This window comes from Carnobacterium inhibens subsp. inhibens DSM 13024, assembly GCF_000746825.1.
Lineage (GTDB): Bacteria > Bacillota > Bacilli > Lactobacillales > Carnobacteriaceae > Carnobacterium_B > Carnobacterium_B inhibens.
Window position 1 is genome coordinate 2,115,660 of sequence record NZ_JQIV01000006.1, and the last position, 21,128, is coordinate 2,136,787.

Consider the following 21,128-nt stretch of genomic DNA (forward strand, 5'->3'; position numbering starts at 1 on the left):
GGGTTCTGTCTGATTCAGCGTTACAATAGTAATAGAGAAGTAGAACAGGTAGTAAAAAATAGGAGGAAATCACTATGAAGATCGGTATACCAAAAGAAATTAAAAATAATGAAAGTCGGGTGGCCATTTCTCCAGCCGGTGTAAAAAGTCTTGTAGAAAATGGGCACGAAGTTGTGATCGAAGAAAATGCAGGAGAGACAGCTGGTTTTCTTGATAAAGAATACCGATTAGCAGGTGCCGTTATATTGGAAGAAGCTGAGCAAATTTGGGGTAATGCTGAAATGATCATTAAAGTAAAAGAACCTATCCCAAGTGAGTATCAGTATTTTAAAGAAGGCATGATACTTTTCACTTATTTGCACTTAGCTCCATCTCTAGAGTTAACAAAAGAATTGATGAAAGCTGGAGTGACAGCTATCGGCTATGAAACGATGGCTGGAAAAGATGGCACATTGCCACTTTTAACCCCTATGAGTCAAATTGCCGGAAGAATGGCTGCACAGGTTGGGGCAGAGTTTCTTGAAAGCGTCAATCAAGGAAAAGGAATACTGTTGAGTGGTGTACCTGGAGTTCAAAAAGGGAAAGTAACGATTATTGGTGGTGGAGTTTCAGGAACGAATGCTGCTAAAATCGCTATCGGATTAGGAGCAGAAGTGACTATTTTAGATGTGAATCCGAAACGTCTGGAAGAATTAGATGATTTATTTGAAAACAGGATCAACACATTAATGTCAAATGAATACAATATTGCTAAAGCTGTTAAAGAAGCTGACTTGGCAATTGGAGCAGTATTGATTCCTGGTTCAAAAGCCCCAACATTAGTTACAGAAGAAATGGTTAAATCAATGGAAAATGGATCGGTTATTGTAGATATTGCAGTAGACCAAGGTGGGATTTTTGAAACGGCTTCAGAAGTTACGACACATGATGACCCGGTCTATGTCAAACACGGTATCGTCCATTATGCTGTTGCAAATATGCCAGGCGCTGTGCCTAAAACATCTACATTAGCCTTAACGAATGTAACCATTCCTTATGCCGTTGAGATTGCGAATAAAGGAGTAGTCAAAGCAGCTAAAGAAAATTCAACGATTTATACAGGTATTAATGTGATGGATGGAAAGGTAACTCAAAAAGAAGTCGCAGAATCACTAAACCTTCCTTATCAAGAAGCTTTGACATCATTTATTTAAGTATTCGCTAATTTTTATGAAACTGAAAGCAGCTTAGATGAATAAATCAATGAATTTTTTTCAAAAATGCAGTATACTAAATGAGAAACTAACTGCAAAAGGAGCATTCGCATGGCAAAAGGAAATAAAAAAATTCAAGTAGAAGTAAAAGAAACCCCAAATAATAAAGAAGGTTTCACTGAGTTAGAGCTTTATGTGAATGATGAAAAAATTGGCAAATTGCAACAAGTTGAAGGTCAATCGGTTATCGTAACGACAAATTCAGGAACAGAATCTAAAGTTAAAACTGTTGATGAAGGCATAAATAAATTAGTTATGGAATACAACTTACACCAAATCTAACTAAGTCTATTTATTTAGTATCCTGTAAGGTAATTCAAAAGGCCAATTCTATTTTTTAGGATTGACCTTTTTTTATTTATATTCTTGTGAAAGAGCGTCCTAAATGCTTTTTAAATCTATCTGTGCTATGCTTTTTCTATACATAACACATAATATAAAGGATGTGATCGTTTTGACAACGAATGCAAAACAAGTTTCTTTCAAAGATAAACTCAAAACTTTCGTAGAAGTCGCAAAACCCAATTGGGCGCGAGCGGAAGTTTCTTCAAACGCAGCAGAACTTGCTTATTTTACTTTATTATCGTTATTTCCTATTCTATTGGTTGTAGCAAATATTATCCCGCTTTTTCCTATAAGCGCTGGAGACATCCTACCTATGTTAGAGACGGCTGTGCCGCCAGATATTTACAATGTTTTAGCTCCAGTTCTAGAAAGCTATTTGAGCAGTTCAAGTGGAGGAGCAATTTCTATTGGGCTGATCACGTCGTTATGGTCAGCAAGTAAAGCCTTCAATGCCTTACAAAATGTTCTTAATGATGTTTATGGAGTCGAAAAAAGAAATAACTTTATTATTGTTCGTTTGGTCTCTTTCCTCGTTCAATTAGCCATAGTTGCTATTGTAGGGGCATTGATTTTCATCTTTGTTTTTGGTGAACAGATCCTATTGTTTGTTCAAGACTTTGTTGGAATCGATTTAGGCTTTGTTCTGCAAGTATTTGGTTATAAATGGTTGGTTTTATTAGTTGTCTTGATTCTTGTTCTTACAATGGTTTACTTTTTAGTACCGAATCATCGGTTGCATATTAAATATGCTCTTCCAGGAGCGATATTTGCAACTGCAGGCTGGTTGATCTTATCTCAAGCCTTTACGCTTTATGTTAAATATGCTGGAGGAGAAGCAGCTGCTAGTGCAACATTTGGAGTATTCATTGTGTTAATGCTCTGGCTATATCTATCCGCTATGATCTTATTAATGGGTGGATTGATCAATACGATTTATTTCGAATACAAAACCGGTGAATCTGTCAATGAAGCGAAACTTGAAAAGGATGAAGCTGAAAAAGAAGATAAAGAAAAAGAGTATCCAGACAGTTCAGATTCGATTCAACACAAAAAATTAGTTAAAGTAAAAACAGTAGAAAAACAAAAAGAAGACTGAGTCTAAACTCAGTTTTCTTTTTTCTACATACAGGTTTAATAGAGTAGCACTGTAAGTTTTTTCTAAGAAAGACGAGAAGCCTTTTTTTTAGGGAGGATTTCTTATATAATGGATTGAGTTTGATAAAGAAATTTTTGATAGATAGGATACAAGGAGAATTTTAAAAAATGACAGAAAATAAAGAAACAAAAATAGATTACGGAATTATTTTATCCGTCATGTTGCTTGCAATCATTAGTATTGCGACTATCTTTTCAACCACTTATTTAACTGGGAACTCTGGGATCAGTGCTACATTGATGCAAATCATCTGGTACGTAGTGGGTACAGTTGCGATTATCGTGATTATGCAGTTTGATTCGGAGCAGTTGTGGAAACTTGCTCCAATAGCGTATGGTGTAGGGCTCTTTCTGTTAGTGCTGGTATTATTCTTTTATGATCGGTCTCTTGAGTTAAGTACCGGAGCAAAAAGCTGGTTTAAGCTAGGTCGACTAACCTTCCAGCCTTCGGAAATCATGAAAGTTGCCTTTATTCTTATGCTGGCTCGTGTTGTAACAAAACACAACGGCGATTACTCAACTCATTACCCTAAAGCTGACTTCTTATTACTAGGAAAAATAATTTTAACATCTGTTCCTCCCTTGGTACTTGTAATGATGCAAAATGACTTAGGTTCAACATTGGTGTTTATTGCAATCATTATTGGTTTAATATTGATTTCCGGAATTACATGGAAAATTATTCTTCCTATATTTTCAGGTGTTGCCGCACTTGGTACATCATTGCTCGTTCTTGTAGTGTACAATCGCGATTTTTTATTGCGTTTAGGTTTTAAACCTTATCAATTTTCTCGAATAGATTCTTGGCTGAACCCTTATGGAGATTCGGGAGGTGCATCCTACCAACTGATTCAAAGTATTAAAGCGATTGGTTCAGGAAAAATGTTTGGTAAAGGTTTTGGAACTTCAGAAGTTTATGTACCCGTTCGCGAATCAGATATGATTTTTTCTACGATTGGAGAGAATTTTGGTTTTCTCGGCAGTTGTATTTTGATTTTTATTTACTTTTTATTGATTTATCAAATGATTCGCATTTGTTTTGATACGAAAAATGAATTTTATGCGTATATCGCAACGGGCGTTATCATGATGATCTTATTCCATGTTTTCGAAAACGTCGGTATGAGTATTGGATTACTTCCTTTAACAGGGATTCCATTGCCGTTTATCTCTCAAGGTGGAACAGCATTGCTTGGGAATATGATGGGTGTTGGGCTGATCATGTCCATGAGGTACCATTACCGTAGTTACATGTTCTCAGAAGAAGATGAAGACTTTAAATAAAAGCTAGTATAACGAACTAGACCTACTGGAGTGAACGTAATGCTTGAACTTTATCAACACCCGACGTGTTCAACTTGTAAAGCAGCAAGAAAGTGGCTGGATGAACATGCGGTAGAGTATCATGCAATCAACATGATCGATGCTCCACCAACAAAAGAAACCTTGATCCATTTAATTGAGCAGTCTAAGTTGCCTGTCATCCGTTTTTTTAATACAAGCGGAAACAGATATCGTGAATTAGGCTTAAAAACGGTCGTTCCAAATTTGGATATAGAAGAGGCTGCTGCTCTATTGGCTACAGATGGTATGTTGATTAAGAGGCCTCTTTTAACAGATGGAAAAAGAACAACTCTTGGATTTAAAGAGCCGGATTATGAAGCAGCTTGGGGAAAAGAAACTAAAAACTAGAATGGGAGCGACTAAAATGGAAAAAGAAATGAGATACAGCGAAAACGGCCTTTGGATTTTAAAAGAAGGCGACAACTACCGTATGGGATTGTCAGAAAAAGGACAAGACGATCTAGGTGAAGTCATGTTTGTAGAACTTCCTAACACACTAGCTGAAGTCAAAGAAAATGATGTATTGCTAGGTGTAGAAGGAGCAAAAGCTGTTACAGAATTGTTGTCTCCTTTAACTGGAATCGTTGTTCAATTCCATACAGAATTGACGGATAATCCTGAAAAGTTAAATAGTACAGATAAAAAAGATAACTGGATTCTTGAAGTGAAAGATGTAGAACCAGGTGCTTTTGAAAAATTGTCAGCAGAAGTTTAAGAATTAAAGTTGACAGAAAAAAAATGCTCTGTTAAAATGTGTTCAATATCAATAACGCGATGATAAGAAGAGTACGTTCGTAATAACCGTTTATAGAGAGCCTTGTTTGCTGAAAATAGGTAATGGATATTGAACCGAAGATGGTCTTTGAGCAGAATAAGTGAATGCTTTGCATAAGCCTATTCCGGGTGCACCCGATAACGTGCCACAGTATAAAAAAGTTGAAAAAGACTTAAGTACTGAATGAGGTTGATTTAGTGATGAATTGACAAATTAAGGTGGTAACACGAAAATGCAAAACTTTCGTCCTTATAGTAAGCAATAGGCTTAGTATAAGGACGAAAGTTTTTTTGTTTAAATGAAACAGGAGGTATAACTGAAATGATTGAATTAAAGGGTATTAAAAAAGTATTTCAAACAAAACAAGGGAGTTTAACAGCTGTAAAAGATATCAATGTCTCAATCAAGAATGGTGAGATTTATGGAATCGTGGGGTATTCTGGAGCTGGGAAAAGTACATTAGTACGCATGTTTAACGGCTTAGAAACACCAACCGAAGGGACTGTTGCTGTTGAAGGAAATGTTATTTCTCAACTAAAAGGAAAATCACTTAGAAAGGAACGTCAAAAAATTGGGATGATTTTTCAACATTTCAATTTATTATGGTCCAGAACAGTTGAAGAAAATGTTCTTTTCCCGCTCGAAATTGCCAATGTACCAAAAAGTAAGCGAGAAGCTAAAGCAAAAGAGTTGATTCGCTTAGTTGGGTTAGAAGGAAGAGAGAAAGCTTATCCTTCTCAACTATCAGGTGGTCAAAAGCAACGTGTCGGAATCGCTAGAGCCTTAGCCAATGATCCAACATTACTGCTTTGTGATGAAGCGACTAGCGCGCTTGATCCACAAACAACGGATGAAGTTTTGGATCTATTATTGGATATTAATAAACGCCTGAATCTAACCATTGTATTGATTACGCATGAAATGCATGTGATCCGTAAAATTTGTGACAAAGTAGCGGTTATGGATAATGGGAGAATCGTTGAAGAAGGTTCAGTGATTGATGTGTTCAAGAAACCCCAACAAGAGATAACTAAACGCTTTATCCGCCAAGATGCAAATCCAGATAGTGAAGATACTGATATGATTTTTGAAGAATTATTGGCTGAATACCCAGAAGGAAAAATTGTTCATTTAACCTTCCATGGCCAACAAGCCAAGATGCCAATTATGTCAAAAATCGTTCGAGAAGATGGCGTCGATTTAAGCATCATTCAAGGGAACATTCAACAAACACAAGATGGCGCAATTGGTTCGCTTTATGTCCAACTAACGGGTGAAAGCCAAAAAATTGAAGTGGCTATTGAAGAATTAAGAAAACTCCAAGTAGAAGTAGAGGTGGTAGAACATGTTGTCGAAGCTTAATCTAGGGTCCAGTGTTTTATCACAATACCTCGATTTTTCAGAAGTTAAATGGGAAAAAATGCAAGAGGCAACGATTGAAACGATTGGAATGACGATCGGCTCAGTTGTCATCATCTTTTTCGCAGGCTTATTACTTGGATTATTGTTATATGAAACAAATGGAAAAAATACTGTGGCTGCTAAAGTACTTTATCGATTAGTGGCAATTTTAGTCAATGTTTTTCGTTCCATTCCATTTATCATTTTGATCGTCTTGTTGCTTCCAGTAACCAAAACACTCGTAGGGTCGATTACTGGACCGACTGCCGCTTTACCAGCATTGATTATTGCTTCAGCACCTTTCTTTGCACGGTTAGTTGAAATTGGTTTTCGTGAGATCGATAAAGGCGTAATTGAAGCAGCTGAAGCAATGGGGGCCAGCAAATGGCAAATTATTTATAAAGTATTGATTCCAGAAAGTCTGCCAGCTATTGTGTCTGGCATTACGGTTACAACTATTTCTTTAGTCGGATATACAGCGATGGCTGGTGTTATCGGTGCTGGTGGATTAGGAAACTTAGCCTATCTTGATGGGTTCCAACGAAACCAAAGTACCGTAGTGTTAGTCGCAACATTGATTATCTTAGTGATCGTTTTTATCATCCAAGCCATTGGCGATGTGATCGTTAAAAAAGTGGATAAACGCTAAAACAAGTTAGACAGCTCTATGAAGAAGGAATCATACTCATGAGTTGATAGAAAAGCACGACCGCAGTATAAATAGGGGATTTAAAAGCACTAAAAAATAGAAAGATAAAACAGGGGGATTTAGAGATGAAAAAGAAGACAATTTTATCAGCATTAGCAACAGCAGGAGTAATTGTTACATTAGCGGCTTGTGGAAATGGAAATGAAGAAAGCAATGGATCAAATGCAGAAGATACAACGATAAAAATTGGGGCAAGCAACGTTCCACATGCTGAAATCCTTGAATTTGTTCAACCTATTCTTGAAGAAGAAGGAATCACATTGGATATTACTACTTATAATGACTATGTGATACCAAATGTAGCATTGGATGAAGGCGAGATTGATGCCAACTATTTCCAACATATTCCATTTTTTGATGCAGCTGTAGAAGAAAACGGTTATGATTTTGTGAATGCAGGAAGTATTCATATCGAACCTTTAGCTATCTTTTCTCAACGTTATGAAAGTTTAGAAGATGTAGAAGATGGCGCAACTGTCTTAGTCAGCAACAACCAAGCAGACTGGGGGCGAGTAATCGGTATATTCCAAGAAGCCGGTCTAGTAACAGTGAAAGATGGCGTAGATCTGACAACAGCAACATTTGAGGATATTGACGAAAATCCTAAAAATTTAGTTTTTGAATACGAAAATGACCCAGCATTGATGACGACTTTATACCAACAAGACGAAGCTGAATTGATCGCAATCAATTCAAACTTTGCAGTAGATCAAGATATTAGCCCAATTGATGATTCTGTTGCTATTGAGAGCACATCTTCTCCATATGCAAACATTATTGCCGTTCGTTCAGAAGATGCAGAAGACCCAGCAATTTTGAAATTAGTAGAAACATTGAAATCTAAAGAAGTACAAGATTTCATCATAGAAGAATGGGATGGAGCAGTTGTTCCTGTAACAGAATAACGTAAATAAAAAGTAAGAAGCAGATAAAATGGCTTCTTACTTTTTTTTGTTGGTAGCTAAGTTAAATCGATTGGTTTAAATTTATTCCGAAATAGACGGCAATACTTGTAGAAAGTCAGAGGACCGTTCAAAGACTGTAGACTTCGTGGCTTTCAAGCTTCAAACAAAGTGCTGCTTTATTTTGTTGTTTTACGCACGATCAAAGTAAAAGCCAATTCTTCGGGTGTTAACTTTTGTAAAGTTAAATCGTTATTGATCATTTTAAATGCGTTTTCAGCTTGCTTATGTATGGAATAATCAATGGTAGTGATATCTAATAAATGAGAAATTTCAATATTATCAAAACCAATCACTGAAAAATCCTCAGGCACTGAGAACCCTAAACGTTTTGCTTGCGAAACTAAACCAGCTGCAACAGCATCAGAGCTTGTCATGAAGGCATCAGGCTTGATTACTTGTTTGGCTAACCATTGCGCAATACGTTCACCATCTTGAATACTATTGATATCATTGAACTGTCCGGGTGAATGAGGGGTTAAATCGTATTTTTTACAAAAATATTCATACGCTTTGATTCGGCTTTTAGTATTCAAGCGACGAATATCGCTGTATAAATTAATAATGTTGCGGCACCCTTTAGCATAAAGGTATTCAAGGCCTAAAAGATAGCCATCATACTGATCAATAAAGACAGATAGAATACAAGAGGATTTAACTCTTTGCCAGGTAACGATAGGACCATATTTTGTGTACGATTCAATGGTTGCCCAATCGTTCGAACGAATGATCAGAAAAATACCGTCTAATTGCTTGCTGCGCATCAACTCTAAAGCATTTAATTCTTTTTTAGGATCATTTTCAGTTAAGTAGAGAATGACCGTATACCCTTTTTTTTGGGCAGCTAATGTAAAATTTTTGACTAAGACAGTAATGGTCTCGGTAATATTTGGCGCAATGATGCCAATGGTTTTGGTCGCTCCTTTTTTCAACGAAATCGCTTGACTGTTTGGAACGTAATCTAACTTTTCGACAGCGGTTTCGACTTTTTGGCGCGTAATATGGCTGACATAACCATTATTGTTAATGACTCTTGAAACGGTAGCAGAGGAAACACCAGCAATTTTTGCAATATCCTTCATATTCGTCATTTCGAAACCTCTTTCTGTAAACGGTTGTATAGTAATCAGTATACCAAACGATGGACAGAAAAAATACGTAAAACACAGCGAATAAAAATCGAAAAATTCTTTTTGATAAATAAAAAGTTTGTGCTTGACATGTAATGCATTACATAAACTATAGTAAATATAAGAAATGAAAACGTTTTAATTAGGAGGAAGATTAAATGTCGAAAACAGCATTAAAAATCGTCACAATAGGTGGAGGATCAAGTTATACTCCAGAATTAATTGAAGGGTATATCAAACGTAAGAATCAACTGCCAATCAAAGATATCGTTTTAGTGGATATCGAAGCTGGAAAAGAAAAACTTGAAATTGTTGGCGCAATGGCTAAGCGTCAAATCGAAGCTGCCGGTTTAGATTGGAATGTCGAACTGACATTAGATAGAAAAACAGCTTTGAAAGATGCCGATTTCGTTACGACACAATTTCGTGTTGGATTGTTGGATGCACGAATCAAAGATGAAAGAATTCCTTTATCACATGGTGTATTAGGTCAAGAAACAAATGGAGCCGGTGGGATGTTTAAAGCTTTCAGAACCATTCCAATTATTCTAGATATCATTAAGGACATGAAAGAAGTTTGTCCGGATGCTTGGTTAGTCAACTTCACAAACCCAGCAGGTATAGTAACTGAAGCAGCCATTAAACATGGAGGATGGAAAAAAACTGTTGGCTTATGTAATGTTCCTATTGGACACTGTTCGACAGCTTCACAAAAATTAGGTATACCAGAAGATGAACTGTTCTTTAAATTCGCTGGGATTAATCATTTCCACTGGCATCGTGTTTGGGATAAGACTGGGAAAGAAAGAACCGCTGAACTGATCGATATGATTTATGGACCTCATAAAGATGGCGAAAATACTGACTTTAAAAATATCCATGACGCTGAATTCCATTACGAACAAATCAAAGACTTAGGTATGCTGCCATGCGGATACCACCGTTACTATTACATTGAAGATGAGATGTTAAAACACTCTATCGAAGAGTTTGAAAACGGTGAAACAAGAGCTCAAGTTGTAAAAGCTACTGAAGCACGATTGTTTGAATTATATAAAGATCCTGCACTAAATTATAAACCTGAAGAGTTGTCTCAACGGGGCGGTACTCATTACAGTGATGCAGCTTGTGAGATCATTGCGTCTATCCAAAATGATAAACGAACAGATATGGTCGTTTCAACAGAAAACAACGGCACGATTGATGATTTACCATATGATAGCATTGTAGAAGTTTCGGGAGCCGTTACTGCTCATGGAGTAGAACCTTATAACTGGGGCACATTTACTCCAGCAGCACGCGGCATCATTCAAAATATGAAAGCTATGGAAGAAACGGTGATTCGAGCAGCTATTGAAGGCAATTATGGAGCAGCTTTGCAGGCCTTTACGATCAATCCTTTAGTACCAGGCGGCACGCTTGCAAAAACGATTCTTGATGAAATGCTGTATGCACATAAAGAGCATCTGCCGCAATTTGCAGAAAAAATCAAAGAAATAGAAGTTGATCAACCAGAAACAGTTAGTTATGTTGATGACTTGATGGAAAGCAACTTAAAAAAAACCTGTTCAAATGGTTAAGTAATAAGATGTAAGAAATACTGATGACAATGCTTGCCTATATTGACTTCAATCTATCACTATAGGTAAGTTATTTTTCAAATGAATATGTAAGCGTTTTTTAACTGGAGGGAGAATAGATAATGGATAAAATAATGGAATTTCTTCAAGATAAGATGGGACCTATTGCCTATAAGTTGGATTCAAATCGCTATTTATCTGCTATAAAGACAGGTTTTTTTGGCGCTATGCCTATTTTGATCTTAGGTTCGATTTTTCTTTTGTTCGCTAACTTACCTATAGCTGGGTACCCAGATTTTATGGCTTCTATATTAGGTGAAAATTGGACGACTTACTTTATGGTACCGTATGATATGACCATGAACATCATGACAATTTTTGTTATCTTTGGTATCGCAAAATCATTAGCTGAATACTATGATCTAGACGATTTAGCAGCAATCGTAATTTCAGTTGTGGCTTTCTTAGTTTTAACACCAACTATTTCTACAGAAGATGGGTTAATTGGCATTCCGATGAATAATTTAGGAGCCAGTGGATTATTTGTAGGGATGATCACAGCCATTATTGCTGTTGAAATCACTCGTTGGGTAGTTGCAAGAGGCTGGACCATCAAAATGCCTGAATCTGTTCCACCAAATGTAGCCAAATCTTTTACAGCTTTAATACCGGCATTATTTGTTATTTTATTCTTTAATTTTATCCGTATCGGGTTTAGCTTTAGCTCTTATGAAACAGCTCAAACGTTTATTTTCCAATTTTTACAAACACCACTGACTGCTTTAGGCAGTTCATTGCCAGCGACATTGGTTATTGTCATTTTTGAAATTTTATTATGGTCATTTGGGATCCATGGTTCTAATATCGTTGGTGCAGTTATGCAACCAATTTGGTTATCACTAACAGCAGAAAATGCTGCTGCTTTCAGTTTGGGAGAAACACTTCCCAATATTGTAAACTATCAATTTTATCAAAATTTCATAAAAGTAGGAGGCGCTGGTGGAACAATCGGATTAGCCATACTTTGTTTAGTTATGGCTAAATCTGCACAGTTTAAGACATTAGGCAAATTAGCTTTTGGACCAGCCTTGTTTAATATCAATGAACCCTTGATTTTTGGATTGCCCATCGTATTGAATCCAATCATGCTGATTCCATTTTTGATTACTCCGATTCTTATGGCTGTGTCAACTTACTTTGTTATGTCGATCGGACTCGTTCCAATAACGAATGGTGCCAATATACCATGGACGACACCACCAGTTATTGCAGGATTCTTGGTTAGTGGTTGGCGAGGCGCCGTTTTCCAAATCATTCAAATCGCTGCCAGTACCGTTATCTACTACCCTTTCTTTAAACTGGTTGATAACAAAGCCTACAAGATCGAAACGGAAGGTCAAGATGCAGTAAATACTGAAATGGAAGAAGCGATTTCTACGACACAAACAAAAGCTGTTTAAAATAATCAGTGCAAAAAAAACGAGTGGATCTCTCACTCGTTTTTTTTATATCTTTAAAACCAAGTTTAAGATAGTACTCTTTTCAAGATAATGATACACTCAAAGAAAGGATAATGGTTGGGAGTGATTAATATGTATAAAGATATGCCAGCGAAAAAATTAGACAAACGTGCCATTCGCTATGAACGAACAAAAGATATTATTGAAAGTTTTTTTACCTTAGCTGTTTTTGTCCTTTTAATGTTTTTGACTATAAGATTTAATTGGCCAATCTGGTTGATGGCAATCTGGATTGTTTTGCCAATCACTGACTTTTTATTGAGTCTATTCTTATTGCCTTATTTAAAGCTAAAGGCTGTACGCTACGAAATGCATGCGCTTCATCTTGAAGTTATGAATGGTCTCTTTTTTAAAAAGAGAACGGTGATCCCAATTGAGCGAATCCAACACGTGGTCGTCAAAGAAGGACCGTTGACTAAGAGATATGGAATCCAAATGATCGAAGTCTTTACGGCAGGAACAGGGCATGAGATTCCATTGTTGTTGAAAAAAGATGCAGAAGAGTTAAGAATTCAATTGCTGGAACAGATAAAGGCGGTGAAATCAGATGTATAATGAAAAAAAATTGCATCCATTGACTCTTATTACAGAAGCCTATAAACGGTTGATTTCTTTTATCTTGCCGATTCTTTTCTTTGCTTTTACCGGCCCCGACATGGAAGGTTTTGGCTTTGTTTTGCCACTACTGTTCTTTACGATTTTTGGCTTATCCTACCTAGTGGACGTTTTAAGATACATACGGACCTCTTTTTGGATCGCAGGAAATCGATTTGTGGTAAAAAGCGGATTATTTATTCAAAAAGAAAAAGATGTTCAAATTAGTCGGATTCAAAGCATTGATTATAGTGAAAACTTGATTCATCGTATTTTTAATGTCACAAAGTTGGAGATCAAGACTCCTGGAAAAGGGATCACATTAGATGCGTTGTCTAAAGAAGATGCATTAAAGTTGGCGAACCAACTGCATTACCTTAAAGAAACATCATTTGATGCTGACAGGGATAGCAATGAGGAACGTGAAGAGAAGCAGATCGATCGACACAGTGGATTTTCCTTGCAAGAAGCAGGAGTCACAAAAGAATTGTATTCCATGAGTTTAGTAGATATCCTTAAGATGAATTTTATGGGCGGAACTGTTTTTAAAGGGCTGATCCTAATGGTAGGAGCAGTAAACATTTTTGGAGAGTTTATTCCTGATTCAATTTTTAATCAAGCAGGGACGATCTTCAGTCAAACAGCGATTGCCTCTTTTATTTTCATCGGTATCCTGCTGTTTATCCTATTGTATGTTGTAGCTACAGTGCTTTCGATTATTAAGAATTTTGAATACAAAGTCGAATTAACAAAAAATCACGTGACCATTGAAAAGGGACTACTCGAAGTTAAAAGCCAGACGATTGCTTTAGGCAATATTCAAAGTGTGTGGGAGAAACAGAACTGGCTGCAAAAACTAACGGGCTATACAACCTTTTGGGTAGGCATCACAAGTGATGATGAAGTGGATAAGAAAGATTCTGTGAGTGAAATGACTGAAGAAGGAAAAATTCTGTTGCTGCCGCTGGTAAAAAAAGATCAACTTGCAGCGTTAAGAGCTGAAATCATTCCGCAGTTTAACTTTCAGCCTGCTCAAACGATTATCCCCATTCGTTCGTTTAGACGGTTTGTACAATTTCCATTGCTATTCTGGATCATTGCAGCCGCTTTAGCTTCTTACTTTTTATGGCCTTATGCATGGACGATCGGGTTAGTGGGTAGCTTGCTGTCACTTTTGTATGGCTACCGGAGTTACAAAAAAACGGGTTATGCTTTATCCACAGAAGAAGTGACCTTTCAGTTGATAACCTTCCTAGGGACCGAGATCATGTACTTGCGTAAAGACCGTATTTTAAATTTAACGGTCAAACAAAATCCCTTTTTAAAAAGAAGTCAATTGGGAAAAGTAGAAGTCTTTAGTGCTTTAGGGGATACATCCCAGAGTAAAGAATTGTCTTTTATCGAAGAAGCCGACTGTGAGCGGTTATTTGATTGGTTCATGACAAAAGAGAGGAGTGAACAGCATGGAGCCTGAAAAAGAGCTGGATCCTCTAGTTTTAAAATTATGGCGGATACGAGGGTTTATGAACAGCATTCCAATGGTCATTGTTGCACTGGTGTATAACTTTTTTTACCAAATCATGCCCCATACTCCATTGCCGGAAGAAGGTATCTATATTACTATTGCTTTGGCTCTGGTTGGAGGATTTATCTCTATTTATGTATTGCCAACGTGGCATTATCGGTCTTGGAGAGTAAACTATCGAATGGATGAGATTGATTTCATCTCAGGCATTTTTATAAAAAAACGAATCACGATCCCCATCATCCGCATTCAAAATATCGAATCCAATGTTGGGCCGTTAGCTAAAAAATTAGGCGTCATGTCTTTAACCATCTCTACAGCTGCGACAAGTCATAAGTTGCCGGAAATGCCTGAAGAAGAAGCTTTGGAATTGAAAAAAAGAATACAACGATTGATCCGCAACAGTTTATAATATAAAAAAGCTCATTCATGATCTGTCCCACAAGAGTAGAAGGACTACTGCTGTGAAGGAAAGAAACGGAACGAGCTTTTTTGGCTCTCTGTCAATAAGTGTGTACAGTAAAAAAAATTCTTCTGGAATGAACGGTTTTGCTTGTAAAGAGCTGTGGTATCGCCTGAAGCCTGTTCTTAATTCATTTTTTTGATGGTGCGTTTGACAAAGTCTGTAAATAAACGCTGCATCATCAAATCGTACGGAATCATTAATTCGGGGTGCCATTGCACGGCTACGATACTTTGGTTGGGTGATTTTGCTTCGAAGGCTTCAATCAAGCCGTCTTTACTCCAAGCCACAGCTTTAAAGGGTTCAGCTAATTCTTTGATGGCTTGATGATGATACGTATTGACCACATATTGATCGCCAAAAATCTTTCCAACCTTACTTTCAGGATCAATGGTGATCGTGTGAGCACCGGTTTCAAAGTGAGTCAATTGAATGTGTTGAACGGTCAAGTCAGGATAATCCGATACATCCTGATACAGCGTTCCGCCATAAGCAACATTCACGAGTTGAAGGCCGCGGCAAACAGCAAAAATTGGTTTTTCTTGATGGATCGCTTCTTTTACAAGTGCAATCTCAAATGCATCACGTGCTGGATTGGTCGCGCCTAACTTTAAACTGGGTTCTTCGCCAAATAATAACGGCGACACATCTTGTCCACCAGCTAATAGTAGTCCATCTACTTTCGATAAATAGTCTTTAGCTTCAGCCGGATCGCTGATGGGGAAAACAACCGGTATAGCATCAGCTTGGCGAATGCCATTAACAAATCCTTGTGGTGTGTAAGTGATTGGTAAGCCATTCAGGTCGGCATTGTTCAATAAAATATTTCCGGCTATTCCAATTAATGGTTTCATAAATGATCCGTCCTTTCATTAATAAAAGCAGTACAACTAAAACACAGCACACTCAAAGAACAGGTCTGGTTCTGCCAGCTTCATTTTTTTCTTAGTTTACCTGATTATAGCAGAAAAGTAACTTCAGAGCATTTGTTAATAAGATTGCGAAAGCAAGAGGGTTAGTCTAAAATATAAAGTAAGAAAGACAGTAACTCCAAAGAAGTATCATTTGTGAAAAAATTCTAAAGCATAGGAGCGAATCCAAGCTATGTCCGTATTAGAAGTGAAAAACTTACATGTATCGATTGAAGACAAAGAAATTTTAAAAGGTGTTAACTTAAGAATGAAAACAGGTGAAATCCACGCCATCATGGGACCAAATGGAACGGGGAAATCAACTTTATCCGCCACTATCATGGGACACCCGAGCTATATCGTTACAGAAGGTGAGATTTTATTAGATGGCCAAAATGTTTTAGAAATGGCCGTTGATGAACGAGCTCGAGCAGGATTATTTTTAGCCGTGCAATACCCAAGTGAAATTGCTGGAATCACGAACGCGGAATTTATGCGTGCAGCAATCAATGCTAGAAGACCAGAAGACGACAAAATATCCGTTATGAATTTTATCAAAAAGTTAGACGACAAGATGGCAGTATTGGATATGCCAGAAGAAATGGCTGAACGGTATTTAAACGAAGGTTTTTCCGGCGGGGAAAAGAAACGCAATGAGATCTTACAATTGATGATGATCGAGCCAACATTTGCTATTTTGGATGAAATCGATTCAGGGCTAGATATTGATGCACTAAAAGTCGTGTCAAAAGGCGTCAATGCGATGCGCGGTGAAAATTTTGGGGCATTGATCATCACGCATTATCAGCGCTTATTGAATTATGTCACGCCAGACGTGGTGCATGTCATGATGAATGGCATCATCGTCAAAACTGGCGGAGCCGAATTAGCGAAGCGTCTTGAAGCGGAAGGCTACAAAGGTATCCGTGATGAACTAGGCTTAGATATTGTGTTGGAAGACGATTAAGGAGGATCAAGATGAAAGAGACCAATTATATAGATTATCTTGACTCTGTTCAGCAATTTTCATTGATGCATGAAGAACCGTTGTGGATGATGGAATTTAGAAAATCAGCGTTAACCAAAATCAATTCTTTAGAGCTGCCGTCTTTTGAAAGAGTTAAATACCAACGCTGGCCATTGCTACAAGTGCCGGATCTATTCAGCTATGAAGAAGGGATTATGCTGGCAGAAGATTTTTTAACGGGTGATAGCGATGCACCGCGAGTGATCCAAGTTGGCAACCAAACCGTGATGGAGCAGTTGCCGATGGAGTACATCGAACAAGGTGTAATCTTTACCGATATTTTTACGGCTTTGCAAGAGCATCCTGATTTAGTGGAAAAGGTCTACATGAAGCTGGCTGTTGAACACGATGAAGACAAGCTGACGGCTTTTCATGCGGCCTTTATGACTAGTGGTTTATTTTTATATGTCCCTAAAAATGTTGTGATCGATGAACCGCTTGAAGCGTTATTTGTGCAAAACAGTCAAGTCCAAAACAGTTGGATCAAGCACGTCTTGATTTTTGCGGATACCAATAGCGAATTTACGTATGTCGAAAAATACGAAACGATTGGAACCGAAAAAAATGCAGCCAATATCATTGTGGAAGTGATTGCCAACCCCGGAGCGAAAGTGAAATTCTCAGCAGTCGATCAAATCGGAGAAACAACTACTACCTATATTAATCGTCGTGGACATGCACTAAAAGATGCGACGATCGAATGGGCGATCGGCGTTATGAATGCTGGAAACGTGATTGCCGACTTTGATACCGATCTGATCGGAGAAGGGGCGCACAGCGAAGTCAAAGTTGTGGCTATCAGTATGGGCAAACAGATTCAAGGCATTGATACCCGTGTCACCAATTATGGGCGCAATACGATTGGGCATATTCTACAACACGGTGTGATCCTTGAAAAATCTACTCTAACGTTCAATGGTATTGGACACATCATCAAAGGCGCAAAAGGTGCAGATGCCCAGCAAGAAAGCCGCATCTTGATGTTGTCTGAACACGCTAGAGGAGATGCTAATCCGATTCTGTTGATTGATGAAAATGATGTGACGGCCGGACACGCAGCCAGTGTAGGCAGAGTAAATCCGGAAAACCTGTATTATTTAATGAGTCGAGGCATTCCGAAACAAGAAGCCGAACGCTTAGTCATTCGAGGATTCTTAGGTTCCGTTATCGCAGCGATACCGTTAAAAGTCATACGTGACGGATTAGTGGATACGATCGAAAGGAAGTTAAGCAAATGAGTTTTTCAGCCGAACAATTGAAAAACGATTTTCCGATTCTCACGCAAATTGTGAACGATGAACCGTTAGTATATTTAGATAATGCTGCAACCACTCAAAAACCAACAGCCGTATTGGCTGCTCTTGAAATGTATTACCGTGAAGCCAATGCCAACGTCCATCGCGGCGTGCATACTTTGGCTGAGCGAGCAACCACTCAATACGAAGCAGCGCGTGAAAAAGTACAACATTTTATCAACGCCAATGAATCAGCTGAAGTCTTATTTACCCGCGGCACCACGACCAGTTTGAACTGGGTAGCCAAAAGCTACGGTGAAGCAAACGTAAAGTCAGGAGACGAGATCCTGATTTCAGTGATGGAGCATCACTCAAACTTGATCCCTTGGCAGCAGTTAGCTAATAAAACCGGAGCTGCATTAAAGTATATTGAATTGACAGAAGAAGGCTTATTGGACATGGAGAGTTTCCACGCTCAATTAAACGAGAAGACTAAAATCGTGGCATTGGCTCATGTTTCTAATGTACTTGGTGTCGTTAACCCCATTCAAGAGATTGCGCGAGTAGTGCATGTAATAGGAGCTGTATTAGTGGTTGATGGAGCGCAAGCTGTTCCGCATATGCCAGTGGACGTCCAAGAGTTGGATGCTGATTTTTATGCCCTTAGTGGACATAAAATGGTCGGACCGACGGGTATTGGTGTGTTGTACGGGAAACGCTCCTTATTGGAACAAATGGAACCCGTTGAATTTGGCGGGGAAATGATCGCTATGGTGGATGAACAAGACAGTACGTGGAAGGAATTGCCTTGGAAGTTTGAAGCAGGAACCCCTAATATTGCAGGAGTCATTGGATTAGGCGCAGCCATCGATTATTTATCAACCGTTGGACTGACGTCAATTCATGAACACGAAAAAGATTTGATGGCTTATTTATGGCCGAAACTAACGTCAATCCCAGGATTAACGATATATGGGCCAAAAGATACAGCCAAACGAACCGGTATCGTGACATTCAACTTGGATGGACTTCATCCACATGACGTGGCAACAGCCATGGATATGGAAGGGGTAGCGATTCGAGCTGGCCATCATTGTGCACAACCCTTGATGCGCAGATTATCAGCCGATTCAACCGCTCGAGCGAGTTTTTATCTGTACAATACGACAGCAGATGTGGATAAATTTATCGAAGCATTGCTGGCAACAAAGGAGTTTTTCAATCATGGCACTATCTAGATTAGATCAATTATACCGGCAAGTGATTCTCGATCATTCCAGCCATCCGCATCACTATGGGAAATTGGAGCAGTCAACGACTCAGATTGAGTTGCTTAACCCGACTTGCGGGGACGTGCTACAACTGCAATTGGTCGTCGAAGATCATTTGATTAAAGACATTCGTTTTGATGGAAGCGGTTGTACCATCAGCCAAGCCAGCGCCAGTATGATGACCGATGTCGTGATGGGGAAAACCGTTTCTGAAGCATTAGATTTAGCAGATCAATTCTCTCTGCTCGTGCAAGGCAAAGACGTTCCAAAACTGGAAGAGTTAGGGGACGCAGCTTTATTGAATGGTGTCGCAAAATTCCCTGCCCGCATCAAGTGCGCCACATTATCATGGAAAGCACTTGAAAAAGCATTGATTGAAAAGAAGCCTGATGAAGGAAAAGCAAGGAGTGAAAAATAATGGGAGAAGTACCAGAACGCGAGAATTATCAATTCGGTTTTCATGATGATGTGGAATCTGTTTATACAACGGGAAAAGGACTAACGGAGTCAACCGTTCGAGAAATTTCAAAACGCAAACAAGAGCCAGACTGGATGTTGGATTACCGTTTGAGAGCCTACGATCATTTCAATAAACGACCGATGCCTGAATGGGGAGCGGATCTATCAGAAATTGACTTCGATAACATTACCTACTACAAGGCCGTCAGTAATCAACCCGAACGCGACTGGGAAGATGTGCCGGATAAAGTCAAAGAAACTTTTGAACGCATTGGGATCCCAGAAGCTGAACGCAAATATCTAGCTGGGGCTGGGGCGCAATACGAATCTGAAGTGGTTTACCACAATATGAAAGAAGAATTTGAAAAAATGGGCATCGTCTTTACCGATACCGATACAGCGCTAAAAGAATACCCAGAAATCTTTAAAGAACACTTTGGAACAGTCGTGCCCGCAACAGACAACAAACTAGCAGCACTCAATTCTGCTGTCTGGTCTGGTGGAACGTTTATTTATGTTCCCAAAGGCGTACGCTGTGACGTGCCACTACAAATGTACTTTCGCATCAACGATGAAGCAATGGGCCAATTCGAACGGACATTGATCGTTGTGGATGAAGGCGCTAGTGTGCATTATGTCGAAGGTTGTACTGCACCAACCTTTTCATCTAGTAGTCTGCATGCAGCCATCGTTGAGATCGTGGTCAAAAAAGACGCTTACTGCCGTTACACGACGATTCAAAACTGGTCTAACAATGTATACAACTTGGTAACCAAACGCGCTGTAGCCGAAGAAGGAGCCACTATGGAGTGGGTCGATGGCAACCTTGGAGCCAAAACAACGATGAAATACCCAAGTATCCAGTTAAATGGACGCGGAGCCAGAGGAACCATGCTATCGATCGCGATGGCAGGAGCTGGGCAAAACCAAGATACCGGAGCAAAAATGATTCATAATGCACCAAACACCTCAAGTTCGATTGTCTCAAAATCAATCGCTAAAGACGGTGGAGAAGTGAATTACCGTGGACAAGTCACTTTTGGCAAAAACTCAGGCGGATCAATCTCCCATATCGAATGCGACACAATCATCATGGATGACTTATCCAAGTCAGATACCATTCCATTCAATGAGATCCACAATGGCAATGTCTCGCTAGAACACGAAGCCAAAGTCTCTAAAATCTCAGAAGAACAACTATACTACCTGATGAGTCGTGGCTTGACTGAACAAGAAGCCACCGAAATGATCGTCATGGGCTTCGTCGAACCCTTCTCAAAAGAACTCCCAATGGAATATGCAGTGGAATTGAACCGTTTGATTGCTTATGAGATGGAAGGCAGTGTAGGCTAATATATATTATGGTTAGTTGCGTTTCACTTTAGAATTTATACAAATTATTAGAATTGTTTGAATCAATTGTACATTGTAGAAATGACTTTAAATATATGCAAAAATCTTTTATACTA

Annotated in this window: 21 protein-coding genes and 1 other annotated feature; of the genes, 19 read left to right on the forward strand and 2 right to left on the reverse strand. The window is 38.6% G+C overall.

What is annotated here, in order from left to right; genetic code table 11:
- The first annotated feature begins 74 nt into the window (after positions 1-74).
- From ald to BR65_RS11330, 9 genes are all read left to right on the forward strand, one after another.
- The gene (gene ald / locus BR65_RS11290) at positions 75-1,193 is read left to right on the forward strand and encodes an alanine dehydrogenase (RefSeq protein ID WP_023176903.1); all 1,119 of its coding nucleotides are present in this window, start codon (positions 75-77) and stop codon (positions 1,191-1,193) included.
- A 111-nt stretch (positions 1,194-1,304) separates the two neighbouring features.
- Entirely contained in the window at positions 1,305-1,535 is a 231-nt protein-coding gene (locus BR65_RS11295) for a DUF2969 family protein (protein ID WP_023176905.1), read from the forward strand.
- 163 nt (positions 1,536-1,698) lie between these two features.
- A complete protein-coding gene (locus BR65_RS11300) occupies positions 1,699-2,694 on the forward strand; it encodes a YihY/virulence factor BrkB family protein (protein WP_244877193.1) in 996 nt (331 codons plus the stop codon).
- 167 nt (positions 2,695-2,861) lie between these two features.
- Positions 2,862-4,037 carry an FtsW/RodA/SpoVE family cell cycle protein gene (locus BR65_RS11305; RefSeq protein ID WP_034538238.1) on the forward strand — a complete coding sequence of 392 codons (1,176 nt, stop codon included), beginning with the start codon at positions 2,862-2,864 and terminating at the stop codon, positions 4,035-4,037.
- A 39-nt stretch (positions 4,038-4,076) separates the two neighbouring features.
- Positions 4,077-4,445: an arsenate reductase family protein gene (locus BR65_RS11310; RefSeq protein ID WP_034538240.1), complete on the forward strand. Its 369-nt coding sequence runs from the start codon at positions 4,077-4,079 to the stop codon at positions 4,443-4,445.
- Positions 4,446-4,461: 16 nt separating this feature from the next.
- Positions 4,462-4,812, forward strand: a complete 351-nt coding sequence (locus BR65_RS11315) for a glycine cleavage system H family protein (RefSeq protein WP_023176910.1) — start codon at positions 4,462-4,464, stop codon at positions 4,810-4,812.
- A 50-nt stretch (positions 4,813-4,862) separates the two neighbouring features.
- Positions 4,863-5,126: a binding site (T-box leader), on the forward strand.
- A gap of 67 nt (positions 5,127-5,193) precedes the next feature.
- The gene (locus BR65_RS11320; RefSeq protein WP_034538242.1) at positions 5,194-6,234 is read left to right on the forward strand and encodes a methionine ABC transporter ATP-binding protein; all 1,041 of its coding nucleotides are present in this window, start codon (positions 5,194-5,196) and stop codon (positions 6,232-6,234) included.
- The gene (locus BR65_RS11325) at positions 6,218-6,922 is read left to right on the forward strand and encodes a methionine ABC transporter permease (RefSeq protein WP_023176912.1); all 705 of its coding nucleotides are present in this window, start codon (positions 6,218-6,220) and stop codon (positions 6,920-6,922) included. Before BR65_RS11320 ends, BR65_RS11325 begins: the two co-directional genes overlap by 17 nt.
- 125 nt (positions 6,923-7,047) lie before the next feature.
- Positions 7,048-7,887, forward strand: coding sequence for a MetQ/NlpA family ABC transporter substrate-binding protein (locus BR65_RS11330; RefSeq protein ID WP_034538245.1), 840 nt, complete (start codon positions 7,048-7,050; stop codon positions 7,885-7,887).
- A gap of 176 nt (positions 7,888-8,063) precedes the next feature.
- Here BR65_RS11330 and BR65_RS11335 read toward each other — a convergent pair whose 3' ends face one another.
- On the reverse strand, positions 8,064-9,035 hold the full coding sequence (locus BR65_RS11335) for a LacI family DNA-binding transcriptional regulator (RefSeq protein ID WP_034538247.1): 972 nt from the start codon (positions 9,033-9,035) through the stop codon (positions 8,064-8,066).
- A gap of 197 nt (positions 9,036-9,232) precedes the next feature.
- Here BR65_RS11335 and BR65_RS11340 point away from each other — a divergent pair, with 197 nt between their 5' ends.
- The 5 genes from BR65_RS11340 to BR65_RS11360 all read left to right on the forward strand — a co-directional run bounded on the left by BR65_RS11340 (position 9,233) and on the right by BR65_RS11360 (position 14,705).
- Positions 9,233-10,654, forward strand: coding sequence for a 6-phospho-beta-glucosidase (locus BR65_RS11340; protein ID WP_034538248.1), 1,422 nt, complete (start codon positions 9,233-9,235; stop codon positions 10,652-10,654).
- A 122-nt stretch (positions 10,655-10,776) separates the two neighbouring features.
- A complete protein-coding gene (celB, locus tag BR65_RS11345) occupies positions 10,777-12,114 on the forward strand; it encodes a PTS cellobiose transporter subunit IIC (RefSeq protein ID WP_034538250.1) in 1,338 nt (445 codons plus the stop codon).
- A 132-nt stretch (positions 12,115-12,246) separates the two neighbouring features.
- Positions 12,247-12,729, forward strand: coding sequence for a PH domain-containing protein (locus BR65_RS11350; protein ID WP_034538251.1), 483 nt, complete (start codon positions 12,247-12,249; stop codon positions 12,727-12,729).
- Positions 12,722-14,242, forward strand: coding sequence for a PH domain-containing protein (locus BR65_RS11355; protein ID WP_034538253.1), 1,521 nt, complete (start codon positions 12,722-12,724; stop codon positions 14,240-14,242). The genes BR65_RS11350 and BR65_RS11355 overlap by 8 nt, the downstream gene beginning before the upstream one ends.
- Entirely contained in the window at positions 14,232-14,705 is a 474-nt protein-coding gene (locus BR65_RS11360) for a PH domain-containing protein (protein ID WP_244877168.1), read from the forward strand. The genes BR65_RS11355 and BR65_RS11360 overlap by 11 nt, the downstream gene beginning before the upstream one ends.
- Before the next feature lie 176 nt (positions 14,706-14,881).
- Here the strand turns inward: BR65_RS11360 and BR65_RS11365 are convergent, their stop codons facing one another.
- On the reverse strand, positions 14,882-15,610 hold the full coding sequence (locus tag BR65_RS11365; protein WP_034538255.1) for a gamma-glutamyl-gamma-aminobutyrate hydrolase family protein: 729 nt from the start codon (positions 15,608-15,610) through the stop codon (positions 14,882-14,884).
- Between the two features lie 250 nt (positions 15,611-15,860).
- On the opposite strand from BR65_RS11365, the gene sufC reads away from it, so the two are divergent.
- The 5 genes from sufC to sufB are packed head-to-tail and all read left to right on the forward strand — an operon-like array spanning position 15,861 to position 21,012.
- Positions 15,861-16,634: a Fe-S cluster assembly ATPase SufC gene (gene sufC, locus BR65_RS11370; protein ID WP_034538256.1), complete on the forward strand. Its 774-nt coding sequence runs from the start codon at positions 15,861-15,863 to the stop codon at positions 16,632-16,634.
- Positions 16,635-16,645: 11 nt separating this feature from the next.
- Positions 16,646-17,932, forward strand: a complete 1,287-nt coding sequence (gene sufD, locus BR65_RS11375; protein WP_034538258.1) for a Fe-S cluster assembly protein SufD — start codon at positions 16,646-16,648, stop codon at positions 17,930-17,932.
- The gene (locus BR65_RS11380; RefSeq protein ID WP_034538260.1) at positions 17,929-19,167 is read left to right on the forward strand and encodes a cysteine desulfurase; all 1,239 of its coding nucleotides are present in this window, start codon (positions 17,929-17,931) and stop codon (positions 19,165-19,167) included. Before sufD ends, BR65_RS11380 begins: the two co-directional genes overlap by 4 nt.
- Positions 19,154-19,618, forward strand: coding sequence for a Fe-S cluster assembly sulfur transfer protein SufU (gene sufU / locus BR65_RS11385; RefSeq protein WP_023176926.1), 465 nt, complete (start codon positions 19,154-19,156; stop codon positions 19,616-19,618). Before BR65_RS11380 ends, sufU begins: the two co-directional genes overlap by 14 nt.
- A complete protein-coding gene (sufB, locus tag BR65_RS11390; RefSeq protein ID WP_034538262.1) occupies positions 19,618-21,012 on the forward strand; it encodes a Fe-S cluster assembly protein SufB in 1,395 nt (464 codons plus the stop codon). Before sufU ends, sufB begins: the two co-directional genes overlap by 1 nt.
- Positions 21,013-21,128 lie beyond the last annotated feature (116 nt).

Coding starts and splice junctions, on each gene's coding strand:
- BR65_RS11320 (WP_034538242.1), top strand. CDS start 5,194: ATGATTGAATTAAAGGGTATTAAAAAAGTATTTCAAACAAAACAAGGG.
- BR65_RS11295 (WP_023176905.1), top strand. CDS start 1,305: ATGGCAAAAGGAAATAAAAAAATTCAAGTAGAAGTAAAAGAAACCCCA.
- sufC (WP_034538256.1), top strand. CDS start 15,861: ATGTCCGTATTAGAAGTGAAAAACTTACATGTATCGATTGAAGACAAA.
- BR65_RS11335 (WP_034538247.1), bottom strand. CDS start 9,035: ATGACGAATATGAAGGATATTGCAAAAATTGCTGGTGTTTCCTCTGCT.
- BR65_RS11350 (WP_034538251.1), top strand. CDS start 12,247: ATGTATAAAGATATGCCAGCGAAAAAATTAGACAAACGTGCCATTCGC.
- BR65_RS11355 (WP_034538253.1), top strand. CDS start 12,722: ATGTATAATGAAAAAAAATTGCATCCATTGACTCTTATTACAGAAGCC.
- BR65_RS11340 (WP_034538248.1), top strand. CDS start 9,233: ATGTCGAAAACAGCATTAAAAATCGTCACAATAGGTGGAGGATCAAGT.
- BR65_RS11315 (WP_023176910.1), top strand. CDS start 4,462: ATGGAAAAAGAAATGAGATACAGCGAAAACGGCCTTTGGATTTTAAAA.
- BR65_RS11310 (WP_034538240.1), top strand. CDS start 4,077: ATGCTTGAACTTTATCAACACCCGACGTGTTCAACTTGTAAAGCAGCA.
- BR65_RS11330 (WP_034538245.1), top strand. CDS start 7,048: ATGAAAAAGAAGACAATTTTATCAGCATTAGCAACAGCAGGAGTAATT.
- BR65_RS11305 (WP_034538238.1), top strand. CDS start 2,862: ATGACAGAAAATAAAGAAACAAAAATAGATTACGGAATTATTTTATCC.
- BR65_RS11325 (WP_023176912.1), top strand. CDS start 6,218: ATGTTGTCGAAGCTTAATCTAGGGTCCAGTGTTTTATCACAATACCTC.
- BR65_RS11380 (WP_034538260.1), top strand. CDS start 17,929: ATGAGTTTTTCAGCCGAACAATTGAAAAACGATTTTCCGATTCTCACG.
- sufB (WP_034538262.1), top strand. CDS start 19,618: ATGGGAGAAGTACCAGAACGCGAGAATTATCAATTCGGTTTTCATGAT.
- ald (WP_023176903.1), top strand. CDS start 75: ATGAAGATCGGTATACCAAAAGAAATTAAAAATAATGAAAGTCGGGTG.
- BR65_RS11360 (WP_244877168.1), top strand. CDS start 14,232: ATGGAGCCTGAAAAAGAGCTGGATCCTCTAGTTTTAAAATTATGGCGG.
- sufU (WP_023176926.1), top strand. CDS start 19,154: ATGGCACTATCTAGATTAGATCAATTATACCGGCAAGTGATTCTCGAT.
- sufD (WP_034538258.1), top strand. CDS start 16,646: ATGAAAGAGACCAATTATATAGATTATCTTGACTCTGTTCAGCAATTT.
- BR65_RS11365 (WP_034538255.1), bottom strand. CDS start 15,610: ATGAAACCATTAATTGGAATAGCCGGAAATATTTTATTGAACAATGCC.
- celB (WP_034538250.1), top strand. CDS start 10,777: ATGGATAAAATAATGGAATTTCTTCAAGATAAGATGGGACCTATTGCC.